Source organism: Streptococcus sp. ALY_211, assembly GCF_058314555.1.
The window spans coordinates 130303-142884 of sequence record NZ_JBZFUN010000004.1 but is presented as its reverse complement, the minus strand read 5'-3'; the positions used below and the strand labels follow the sequence as shown (position 1 = coordinate 142884).

Below are 12582 nucleotides of genomic sequence, written 5' to 3'. Positions count from 1 at the left end.
TTAAAAACTTGCTTCATATTTTTTATCAAAGAACTTAGCCATAAGAAAGCCCATGCCTTTCTTCCAGAGATTGACCTTCTCCATATAGATAAAGGGGACTTCCTTGACGCTCAGACCTTGCTGTTCTAACCAGACATTAAAGAGGATTTCACTGACCCGGCCAAATAATCTAGCCTCAAAAGGCGTCAGCTTATCCGTCTCAATCGTCTCAAAAAGAGCATCAATAATAGGAAAGAGCCAAGTGCAGTAAGCATCGGCATTTTCCTTAGACATGATAAACATGTTAAACATATAGCCTGAACGCTGCTTCATGACCTTATCATAGGCTGAGAGATAGTCAGGACAGATGCGCTCAATAATCTTGCGAGTCTCATCCAGATGCCTCCCATCAAAGGTATGAGCATAGTGGGAGTACAAAGTTTCGATGTAATACCTACGACGACTCGGCACGATAACCTCAGCTTGACCTAAGAGCTTATCAAGATCCTCTTGGTCAAGGATCAGCTCATCCATAGCCAGACCTTCCTTATAGCTCACGCGCTTTTTAGCAAAATAACGCCGATAATGAACAAGCCCCAGATAATCACAGTCTAAGTTTTTCCAAGCCCAGTAAAGACCGGTCAGTTCACTGTAGTAGGGATTTTTCTCTGAGATATGATCCCCAGTATTATCCGGTCTAAAGCCGATAGGGTCCTTCCCTTGAGCGCCAACCTGAATAGGCATGTAGAGATGCTTATCCTTAGGCACAGCAAAGGGTTTGTGGGCTGCAACCAATAATGTAACGTTTTTCACGCAGTCTCCTTACTTCTTGTAATAACGATAAAGATAGCTAGTAAATTCTTCCTTGACCAGGCTTGTCATCAAAAGGTAACTAGATCCAAACAGCATGGCACTGATCAGCAAAGTCAGAAAAGTCGATGCTTGCCCTAAAAAGTACTGACTCATAAAATAGGTCACAAAGCTAGCAAAGACCACTGCTAGGACCACCTTATAAACCTTGATCTCGGATCGAATCTCCCAGAGAAAGTCTCGCAGGACATAAATCTGATACAAGGTCACCCCTGCTTCAGCCACCAAGGTGCCTAAAGCTGCACCAGCTGCACCATAGCTGGGGATGAAAAGCAGGTTAAATGCAATGTCGATCACAGCCCCCAAAACCACAGACTCTAAGACCTTGTGCTCTCGATCCATCGGTACCAAGATCTGAATACCTAGGAGGTTGGATACGCCGATCAAAAAGAGAGTAGGCATGATGATCTGCATCGGAATGACAGAGCCCGCATAAGCGCTCCCCGACAAAAAATAGATCCCTTCTCTTGCAAATAAAATAAAATAAGTACTCAAAGGAATGCCAATAAAGAGGACAAACTGTAAGGAACGCACCGTCAGACTGCGAAATTCACCTGAGCGCCCTTCCTTGATATAAAAGGATAAACGAGGCAGAAGGACACTCCCCATAGAAGTGACCAAGCTGACCAAAATCCCCTTGATTTTAACAGCAGCATTATAATAACCAACGGCCTCATCCCCCTTCATAAAGCCAAGCATAACACTATCGAGGTTGGTATAAACCGTCGTTGCAATCGTCATCATAAAAAAGCTCATAATAGGCTTAAGATGCCGTTTATAATCCTTACCAGAATACCATTTCAAGCTGACATAGCGTCTAAGGTTAAGGAGATTTAAAAAATTAGAGCCAACACTAGCTAAAATCGTAATCGCACCGTAAATAACATAGTCACCCTGCTGGTGAACCAGCAAAAACATAAGGAGCAAGGCTAGCAATTTAAAAATAATAGAGCGCACGGTGATATAAGTATACTGCTCCAACCCCTTATAGAGCCACTCACAGCCCATCAGATTAAAGACCAGGATAGCTGTATTAATCATAAAGAGGGTCCGATCCGCTGCCATACGTGGCACTAGAGCAATCGCTAGCAGATAGAAAAGCAAAGAGAGACCCATAGCAACTGTATTGATGACCATGATCTCCTGAACCGTCTTTGATAGTTCTTCCTTATCCTCTCTAACCTTAGCGGTAGCCCGGATCCCGTAAGTCGGAATCCCAAGCATCCCGATCATAGCAAAGTAGGACACCATAGATGTCGCAAAAGCAACCTTACCAGTCCCCACTGGCAAAAGAATACGAGATACATAAGGAAAGGTCACCAATGGGAAAATTAAATTCGACATCGTCAAAATAAAATTCATGACAATATTTATTTTAACGGAAGTTTTTTTCACAGTAATCCCTCAATTTTCTAATGGTTTAATGAGCACCTGTCCTGGTCAGGACGTATTTGATCGTCAGAAATAAAATCTTAATATCTAATCCAATTGAAAAATTGCGCGGATAGTATAATTCTAACTCACAGCGCTCTGGATAGCGAACATCGCTGCGTCCGGAAACTTGCCACCATCCTGTCGCACCAGGCTTAACAGATAAAAGCTCCACTTGCTCCTGATCTGTATACTCTTCTAGCTCTACTGCTAAGATCGGACGAGGACCAACAAAGCTCATCTCACCCTTAAGGATATTAATAAATTGCGGAAATTCATCCAGACTGGTCTTACGGATAAAATCTCCAATCTTGGTCAAGCGTGGATCCTGACCTTCTGGAAATTTATAGCCATTGGCTACATAAGTCTGATAGAGGGCTGGATCCTCTTTTAGCATGGCTTCAGCATTTGTTACCATAGAGCGAAACTTAATAATCTTAAAAGTCTTACCCTTATGGCCTATACGCTCTTGCCTAAAAAAGACTGGCCCCTTGTCACGTCCAAAAGCGTAACAGATCGCCACAAAAATCGTCAAAGGGATGACAAAAACAACTATGCCAATCAGCCCGACTGCTATATCCGCTAGACGTTTAAAAACAGTTTGATACATGATGCGTCCTTAACTTAGTTTCCTACCACTATGACGTAAAAAGATCTGAGCTAATGAGCCCCATTCTATATAAAAGAAATAGGGATGATACCTATTTCTGATAATAGCTTTGTCACAATAATAGCACGTGTAATAGTATACCTTAAACATAACATATTATCATCAAACCTCACTTAAAAAATGAGTCCCATACCATTTTTTCTAGACAAAATAAAGAGCCTGAACTCGATTGGAACAATTCAGACTCTGCGATTGATAACTTATACTCCTGCTAACCCACTTTTTTAACTCCAGATCATCAACCAATCTTATCTTGATAATCCAGCTCAGTGGCAAAGGCAGCCCAGTGATGCTGAGCTTCTAGTGCCTGCCTATACTGATCCTGCACCCGAGCAAAGGTCGCCAACTGATAGCTGAGCGCCTTGACCTCACTTGGATCAAAGCGGTGGGCTTCCGGCACATAATTAGGCTGATGCAAAAGATCACTGTAGCCAAGGATCACATGATTAAAGTCAAAGGCTGTCCGCACAGCATTGAGAATCTCATTGCCCTCATTAATGTCCAAATACAAATCACAATCCAAATAGAGCTGACGAACCTGATGATCAGAGATATTAGGATAGAGTTTGACATTGGCATATTTACTGAGATCTAGTAGTCGAGAGGACATCTCCGTAATGGCTCCAATATGGAAAGACCAATCCGGACAGGACTGCACCAACTCCTCTAATCCAGGGATCTGATCAGAATTTGTCAGAGTAAGCGCTGACTTCCGAGAAAGATTTTCCTTACGGAAATAATAATTAAACCCTAGGAAATCAATCTTTTTATGATCATCTGCATCCGTTAGCTCCAAGATAGCTTGGTAGGCCTTATGATCTTGGACGATAATCTTAGTTGGACGCTTATCAATCCGATCCAAGAGCAAGCGCATATTCCCCGGCAGCTCTTCTTTAATAGGTTCATGCCAAAACAGAATATCCCGCCCTTCAACACCAATCCTATGAGCCACAAGAAAGGGAAGCCCCAGGCTGTTAAAGAAAATCCGGTCTAGATCAAAGCCACTAGTCTTAAGATAGAAGATAATCCAGTCGGTCTTTTGATGGAAGACACGAGTCTTACCGTTCCAGTCTAAAAGCAGATCCCCTGTCTCATGATGCTCGCTCAGATACTCTGCTCCTGCAGCATTGAAGTAGCTAGTCAACCTAGGCTTACCATCTGCATCATAGCTAGTTTGAGCATAGCGCTTTCCCCAGCGATTATAGCGATCAGTCACGCGCAGCTTACCAGACTCATCATACCAATCAACAGCCTGAATCAAGCGCTGATGACTGGGTTTGGCATAGTGGATATAGCCCATCTGCCGATGCATATTGTAGATTTCAGCATGATGATTGGTCCCACGGATCTCCCAAAAATCTGGAAGGCTCAACTGATTAAAATAGAGGGGTTGCCCCTGCTCCTTACCAAAACCACCAAAAAACTGATAGGGAGAGAAGACATCCTCCGGCAAGAAGCCATCATCCTCCAGTACAATCGTAGGATGAGTATAGCCGGCCATCAAGAGAGAATAATGTAAATCCCAACTAATTTGGTCGTATCTATCAAATAAATTAATCACTCTCTACCTCCTTCACCAAGGCTTGCCATTGTGCATCAACCTTAGTAGTTAGATAATCTTCAGCAAGGCCGTAGGAATGATCATGAAAGGCCTTCTTATCCCCTTGGGTAAAATACAAGGTCAACTTATCAACAAAAGCCTGAACGATCTTAGCCTCATCATCAGTCTCCGGTAATGGGATCAAATAGCCATTTTCTCCTTCATGGATAAAGGTTTGATTCCCATAGGGGGCATCAAATCCAATCACTGCTAAACCAGAACCAACAGCCTCCAGCAAACTGAGTCCAAAGCCCTCACTCTTAGATGCCGTAACATAGGCTTCATAATCTTTATAAACCTGACTGAGATCTCTGTGTCCCATCAGATGAATATAGGAATCTGCTTGATTATCTGCAATGATTTGACGGAGCTTATCCTCCTCACTGCCCTTACCATAGATATCAAAGGTGACTTCCGGCAGGGCTTGACGCAGGACCACCACAGCCTTAACCAGCCAGTCGATATGCTTTTCCGTCGCCAAGCGTGAAGCTGTCATCAGGCTAAAGGACTTGCGCTCCTGACCAGGGACTTGCAGCTGATCGATACTGCCAACTGGGATCGTCAGAATTCTCGGACGCATAGAAGTATACTTGGCAAAATGTGCCTCCAAACTTTCCCTTTGCTGATCGGTTGCTGTGATAAAGTAATCGACCTTATCTGCATGCGTAAACTCATACTCATAGTAATTGTTCCACAAGATAGTCTTAGGAGTCACTTGGTTCTTACTATAGTGCTCAGCATGAACAACCACAGCCAGCTTAGCTGGCTGAACATGACTAAAAACAGCCTGAGCTGTCCCAGTCGAGCGATCCAAAATAACCAGATCTTTATCAGTCAATGGCAAACGCTCCATCATATAAGCCAGTAGTTCCTGCTTAGAGTAGCAAAACCTATCTTCAAAGATAAAGAGACTCTCACCTTGATCAATCATCTCCTCATAAGCGACCGACCCATCTCGATTGAAGAAACGGCGCTGATAAAGTCTAGCCGTCTTATCTACTGGAGCATAGTACTCAGAAAAAACCTTGCAGTCCATATAGTAATCCTTGCGGATCAAGTGTCCTCCAGAGACCAGCTCTACACGATGAACCAAATTCTGACTGCCATGAGCAAAATAGACATTATATAAGATCTCTTGTTCCTGACAGTAGAGACGAATCCCATTGCCAAAATCTTCACGCCTAGTAATCACATAAGGAATCTGATTTTCAAAATCATCCAAGGCCAGAGTCGATGGCCCTACCTCAATATCACTGAAAAAAGTATAAAGCCAGATAATATCCTCATCAGCAAATCCCAAATTGCGGGTCAGATCAGAAAGATTATCATAGGCAAACATATCCGTGAAGATAAACTTAGCTGGAATATTACGATTCTTAAACATGGCTGAGCGATAAGCTTGAGCGTATTCCACACCACTGCTTGCCCAGCCTATCCCCAAATTAATATTATAAACGGTCATATCTTATTTCCTATTGATTAAAAGTGGCTTATTGCCACATGTCTTACTATAAGCTGCTGCGAAAAGGCCCTAATCCTTTAATTATACTCTCGTGGGATCCGATCACTCAGTAAGCATAGCACCTCATAATTAATCGTACCACGATACTCGGCTACCTCTGTAGCTGTAATTTCACAATCCTGATCTCGACCGATCAAGGTCACCTTAGAACCTAGTGCATAGGCTCGAGGAAGGCGGACAGTGATCTGATCCATAGAGACACGACCAACAATCGGACAAGGCTGACCATCGATCAAGACTTCAAAGCCCTGCATGTCCCTGGTCCAGCCATCCGCATAACCAAGCGGTAGAGTCCCAATCCACTGGGTCTCCTGAGCTTGATAGGTAGCCCCATAGCCGATAGGCGTACCAGCCTCAACTTTTTTAACATGAACTAAAGCTGACTCTAAGCTCAAAGCCGGTTTGACAGCGTAAGGCAACTCCAAGACTTGGCCGCTAGGGTTCAAGCCATAAATGACAACCCCCAAACGCACTGCCGTAAAAATCCCTTCCGCATGCCAAAGACTGGTCGCTGAATTGCTAGCGTGCACAAGCGCTGGACAATCATCCAGCTCAGCTAGGATAGTCTTGAAAACAGCCAGCTGATGCTCAAAATATTCATTCCCTGCCTCATCAGCTGTTGCAAAGTGGGTAAAAACACCTTCTACATAGGCCCCAGCACGTTTAAGCTCAGCAATAGCCTGATTAACATCAGCTGCCCTCGTAAAGCCAATACGCCCCATACCAGAATCCACCTTGATATGAAGCGAAATATCTGATAAACCGACACCTCGCTCATGTGCCAGTTCCAGCCAATCGAGACTAGCAACAGTCAGCGTCAAGCGATAATCTCGAGCCAGAGAAACATCATCTGGCAAAACAACTCCTAAAATCAAGATAGATTTGCGAATACCAGCCTGACGTAGCTCAATCCCCTCATCTATATTAGACACACAAAAGCCATCGACCAAGTGCTGGATGTGGTTAGCCACAGCAACAGCACCGTGACCATAAGCATTGGCCTTAACCACAGCATAGGTCTTAACCTCATGCTCCAGATGAGCCTGTACACTTTCAATATTGGACGAGATCGCTGATAAATCAACCTTAGCAACCGTTGGCCGATGCAAACTCGATATCATATAGTCACCTTTCTATCTTCTTCCCCTTCTTATCACCAAAAGTTCTTAGTCCACCAAGACCTCTAAGATGACACTCGCCTGAACAAAGTTGCCGCTGTGCGATATAGAGACATGGGCAAGACCATCAAAAACAGGGCTCTTAATAATCGGCGCTCCCTTATCATTGGAACTAATCTCAATATCATGAAAACGCAGCTTACCAATACCAGTCCCCCAAGCCTTGGCAAAGGCCTCTTTAGCAGACCAGCGCCCCGCTAAATATTCCATGCGCCTGTGACCACTCAAAGTCTCAAAGCGCTCCAACTCGAGATCAGTCAAGACCTTACTGGCAAATGACGGATTTTTGTCATAAGCTGCTTTAATCTTGGAAATTTCCTGAAGATCAATCCCATGCCCAATAATCATAATTTCGACCAACCTCTCTATACAACTCATCCATAATAATAGCTAGACCAAGCAGCCTATTGCAAAAGTGAGCAACCAAACCTAATCCCCAAAAATAAAGGGCTGGAATGGTGATTCCAACCCTTCTTTTAATCTGGCACTATTAAAGACTACCTGATTTTTCATGTTTTGTGGCAATCATTTCTAGGCTTTGATGAATTTCACGAATGAGATTTTCTGTTTTATCCCATCCGAGACAGGGGTCAGTAATCGATTTCCCAAACACCTCTGGTGTATCCTGGCGACCATCTTCCAGATAAGATTCAATCATGAATCCACGCGCATAGCGGTCAATCTTATCATTCCAGTCCCGATTGATCAAGGTCTGGCGGACAATACGGATTTGCTCCATAAAGTTTTTCCCAGAGTTATCATGATTCGTATCAATCAAGATAAATGGATTTTCAAGCCCCATCTTTTCATACTGGGCAATCGTCTTAACCAGATCATCATAGTAATAATTTGGCTCATTTTCTCCGTGGACATTAGTCGCACCACGCAAAATAGCATGGGCCAGTGGATTACCATCTGTATCCACCTCAGCATTTTGATAGATGAAGTTTTGCTTATTTTGTGCAGCGTAGATGGCATTAAACATAATATTGAGATTGCCAGATGTTGGATTTTTCATACCTGTTGGCACATCGATACCTGAAGCGACAAAACGATGTTCCTGATCCTCAACAGAGCGAGCACCGATAGCATGATAGGACACCAAATCATCAACGAGCGGCAGATTGGACGGATACAGCATCTCATCGGCTGTCGTTAAGCCAGTCTCAGTGATCACACGATAGTGCAGATTACGAACAGCGGCAATACCGTTGATCAAGTCCGGCTCACCCTTAGCATCCGGCTGGTGAACCAAGCCCTTGTAGCCATCACCATTTGTCCGTGGTTTAGCTGTGTAAACACGCATGACAATAAAGATACGATCCCTGACCTCTTCTTGCAGAGCAGATAAACGACGTGCATACTCTAGCACCGCTTCCTCATTATCAGACGAACATGGTCCGATCACTAAAAGAGTTCGATCATCTTCCCCTCTGATAATAGCAGCCAGCTCCTTGTCGCGAGCATTTTTCTTAGCCAAGGCTTGACCTTCCAGCTTAGAGAGCTGCTTTACCTCAGCGATATCGATTGTCTTACTTTTTTGATGAATTCCCATAATAATTTTATTTCCCCAATGTTTGATAAATTTCTCGAACCAAATCTTCAGTCTTATTCCAACCAAGACAAGGATCCGTAATAGATTTTCCGTAGACCTCAGGCGAATCCTGACGGCCATCTTCTAGATAAGACTCAATCATAAAGCCACGGACGTATTGACTGATCGTCTCATTCCAATCACGATTGATCAAGGTTTGGCGAACAATGCGGATCTGCTCCATAAAGTTTTTCCCAGAATTATCGTGATTAGTATCAATCAGAATAAAGGGATTTTCCAAGGCCATTTTTTCATAGATGGCGATAGTATCCAAGAGGTCGTCGTAAAAATAATTAGGATGATTCTTTCCAGTTTCATCTGAAGATCCCCGCAAAATAGCATGAGCCAATGGATTTCCAGAAGTGGTTACTTCCTGACCATTATAGAGGAAGTTTTGCTGAGCTTGAGCAGCATACATGGCATTAAACATAACCGCTAGATTGCCAGAGGTCGGATTTTTCATACCTGTTGGCACATCGATCCCAGAAGCAACAAATCGGTGCTGCTGATCCTCAACAGAGCGAGCACCAATAGCAATATAAGAAACCAAATCATCGACTAGAGACAAGTTCTCAGGATAGAGCATCTCATCTGCTGTTGTCATACCTGTCTCCGTGATCACACGATAATGCAGATTACGTACAGCCTTGATACCATTGATTAAGTTTGGCTCACCCTTGGCATCCGGCTGGTGGACCAAGCCCTTATAGCCATCACCATTAGTACGAGGCTTAGCCGTGTAGACCCGCATGACCATAAAGACACGCTCCTTGACTTCCTCTTGTAGCTTGGCCAGACGATGGGCATAGTCCAATACGGCCTCTTCATTATCCGAAGAACAAGGGCCAATGACTAAGAGCAAGCGCTCATCCTCCCCCTTGATAATAGCCTCTAATTCCTTATCCCTAGCCTGCTTAACCTTAAGGGCAGAGCCAGTCAACTTAGAATGCTGCCGAACGTCCTCAATATCAATCTTGTCACTAACAGGTACAAATGCCATCAACCATCCTCCATTACCAATCCTCTAAAATGTCACCTCTACCATGTCCGAAGATATAAAAAAGTGATATAGAATAAATTATATCACTTTCTAGCTTTATTTCAATCTGTGTTCAGAATCTTTCAGCTTATTTAAGCCGCTCCAGGACGACCATGACAGTTCTTAAATTTCTTACCAGAACCACATGGACAAGGATCATTGCGGTGAACATTGGTAAAGTCAAGATGACTATCATCCTCAGAATGCTGACTTGGACGCTGAGCCGCAATATTAGCAGCAGCAGTCGTACGTGCTTGACTCGTTGTCTTATCACGCTCTTGCTGATGGATCTGCGCCTTCATCATCAAGCGTGTCACATCAAACTCGATAGCTCCAATCATGTCATTAAACATGCGAAAGCCCTCAGACTGGTACTCAACGATAGGATTATTTTGTGCATAACCACGAAGACCAACTGAGTTACGAAGCTGATCGAGCGCATCGATATGATCAGTCCACTTGCTGTCGACAACACGAAGAATCAAGACCTTTTGGAACTCACGAACAGATTCCTCATCTGGTAGTTTAGCCACTTGTGAGTCATAGACCTCAAGTGCACGTTCATAGAGTTCATCTTTCATTTCTTCATAAGTCATAGCGTCGAGCTCATCCATCGTAATCCCATCTTCAGGTAGAAGATTAGAATGAGCAAAGTTAAGGATTGCCTCAAGCGCTTCATCCTCATCGCTGCGACTGTGACCATCGATAGCACGATTGATGGTCCGCTTAATCATAGCCTTGATCTCAGGACCCAAATCACGATCTGAAGTGATCACATCATAACGCTCCGCATAGATGATTTCACGCTGCTCACGCATGACATCATCATATTGAAGGACTTGCTTACGGATATCGTAGTTATTCCCTTCGATACGTTTTTGTGCTGACTCAACCTGACGAGTCAATAGAGGAGACGTAATTGATTTTTCTTCATCTTCCCCTTGAAGCATTTTTTCAATAAGGAGCTTAGCACGCTCAGAAGCATAGCGACGCAAGAGATCATCTTCAAAAGAGAGATAAAACTTAGACTCACCCTTATCCCCTTGACGACCAGCACGTCCACGCAGCTGATTATCAATACGGCGGCTTTCATGACGCTCCGTACCGATAACACAGAGGCCACCCAGCTCGAGCACACCCTTACCAAGCTTGATGTCAGTACCACGACCAGCCATATTGGTCGCAATAGTAACAGCACCACGCTGACCAGCATTCATGATGATCTGCGCTTCTTTTTCGTGGTTCTTAGCATTCAAGACTTCATGAGGAATTCCCACAGCTTGAAGTTTCTTGGAAATCAAATCAGAAGTCTCAACGGCCACGGTACCAACAAGGATCGGCTGTCCTTTTTCATGACGCTCCTTGATATCCTTAATAACAGCATTAAACTTAGCATCTGCAGTTGCAAAGAGAACATCATGATGATCAATACGCTGAATAGGACGATTAGTCGGAATCGGAATCACCCGCATATTATAGATTTCACGAAATTCCTCTTCCTCAGTCTTACCCGTACCAGTCATACCTGAGAGCTTACGATACATACGGAACATATTTTGGTAGGTGATCGACGCTGACGTCTTGGATTCGTCCTGAATCGGAACCCCTTCCTTGGCCTCGATAGCCTGGTGAAGACCATCTGAGAAACGACGACCTTCCATAGTACGACCCGTAAACTGATCGACAATCAGAACCTCACCATTGCTGACCACATAGTCCATATTAAGAGACATAATGTAGTTAGCACGCAGAGCATTATCGATATAGTGAGTCAGAGCAACATTTTCAATATCATATAAGTTATTGAGATTGAAGAATTCCTCAGCTTTATCGATCCCTGAATCCATCAAGCCAATCGTTTTAGAAGGGACATCAATCGCATAATCCACTGAGTCCAAGGTCTTCACAAATTTATCAGCTCTGGTATAGAGGGCACTCGTTTCTGAGCTGACCGGACCAGATACGATCAAGGGCGTACGAGCCTCATCGATTAAAACGGAGTCAACCTCATCGACCAAGGCATAGTTGAGCGGACGCTGAACCATATCTTCCTTGCGGACAACCATATTATCACGCAGGTAGTCAAAACCAACCTCGGCATTGGTTGAGTAGGTAATATCTGAATTGTATGCTTCCCGCTTTTCAGCTGGTGATTTCGAAGAAAGGTTGATCCCTACAGACAAGCCAAGCCAGCTGTATAGCTCACCCATCTCAGTCGCATCCCGTGCCGTCAGATATTCATTGACCGTAATAACATGGACACCCTTACCAGAAATCGCATTGAGATACACAGGCATGGTCGCAGTCAAGGTCTTACCTTCACCGGTACGCATCTCTGGCACATCACCATTGTGAAGAACGATTCCCCCCATGATCTGTACACGGTAAGGATACAATCCCAAAACACGCTTAGCCGCCTCACGGACAACCGCAAACGCCTCTGGGAGCATCTTATCTAAACTTTCACCATCTTCATAACGTTGTTTGAATTCATCTGTCTTGCTTTGAAGATCTGAATCCGATAATGCCTCCATCTCATCAGCATACGATTCAACCTTCTTTGCAATTTTTTCTAGTTTTCTAAGTTCGCCTCTATCATTTTCAATGATCTTGCGTATGATATTTGCCATCTTCATTCCTTTCGATAGTCACTAACAATTAATTCTATCATAAACGACCTCTTGAGACAAGAAATCTAC

At 43.8% G+C, this 12582-nt stretch carries 10 protein-coding genes; all 10 read right to left on the bottom strand.

The features are described from left to right. Window positions 1–792 (bottom strand): DUF4422 domain-containing protein, encoded by a 792-nt coding sequence (locus AC4HAJ_RS05155; protein ID WP_491079088.1) that lies wholly within the window; start codon window positions 790–792, stop codon window positions 1–3. 9 nt (window positions 793–801) lie between these two features. Further along, window positions 802–2250 (bottom strand): flippase, encoded by a 1449-nt coding sequence (locus AC4HAJ_RS05150; protein ID WP_491079150.1) that lies wholly within the window; start codon window positions 2248–2250, stop codon window positions 802–804. Window positions 2251–2269: 19 nt separating this feature from the next. Beyond that, on the bottom strand, window positions 2270–2890 hold the full coding sequence (locus AC4HAJ_RS05145; RefSeq protein WP_491079087.1) for a sugar transferase: 621 nt from the start codon (window positions 2888–2890) through the stop codon (window positions 2270–2272). Between the two features lie 298 nt (window positions 2891–3188). Beyond that, window positions 3189–4511, bottom strand: a complete 1323-nt coding sequence (gene gtfB, locus AC4HAJ_RS05140; RefSeq protein WP_491079086.1) for an accessory Sec system glycosylation chaperone GtfB — start codon at window positions 4509–4511, stop codon at window positions 3189–3191. Next, window positions 4504–6012 carry an accessory Sec system glycosyltransferase GtfA gene (gene gtfA / locus AC4HAJ_RS05135; protein ID WP_491079085.1) on the bottom strand — a complete coding sequence of 503 codons (1509 nt, stop codon included), beginning with the start codon at window positions 6010–6012 and terminating at the stop codon, window positions 4504–4506. The genes gtfB and gtfA overlap by 8 nt, the downstream gene beginning before the upstream one ends. A 77-nt stretch (window positions 6013–6089) precedes the next feature. Further along, complete coding sequence (gene alr / locus AC4HAJ_RS05130) at window positions 6090–7193, bottom strand: alanine racemase (protein ID WP_491079084.1); 1104 nt, start codon at window positions 7191–7193, stop codon at window positions 6090–6092. A 45-nt stretch (window positions 7194–7238) separates the two neighbouring features. Further along, on the bottom strand, window positions 7239–7598 hold the full coding sequence (gene acpS, locus AC4HAJ_RS05125) for a holo-ACP synthase (RefSeq protein ID WP_491079083.1): 360 nt from the start codon (window positions 7596–7598) through the stop codon (window positions 7239–7241). 142 nt (window positions 7599–7740) lie between these two features. Continuing rightward, window positions 7741–8805 (bottom strand): 3-deoxy-7-phosphoheptulonate synthase, encoded by a 1065-nt coding sequence (locus AC4HAJ_RS05120; protein WP_491079082.1) that lies wholly within the window; start codon window positions 8803–8805, stop codon window positions 7741–7743. A 7-nt stretch (window positions 8806–8812) separates the two neighbouring features. Further along, the gene (locus tag AC4HAJ_RS05115) at window positions 8813–9844 is read right to left on the bottom strand and encodes a 3-deoxy-7-phosphoheptulonate synthase (RefSeq protein ID WP_491079081.1); all 1032 of its coding nucleotides are present in this window, start codon (window positions 9842–9844) and stop codon (window positions 8813–8815) included. Between the two features lie 131 nt (window positions 9845–9975). After that, window positions 9976–12513, bottom strand: a complete 2538-nt coding sequence (gene secA, locus AC4HAJ_RS05110) for a preprotein translocase subunit SecA (RefSeq protein WP_491079080.1) — start codon at window positions 12511–12513, stop codon at window positions 9976–9978. Window positions 12514–12582 lie beyond the last annotated feature (69 nt).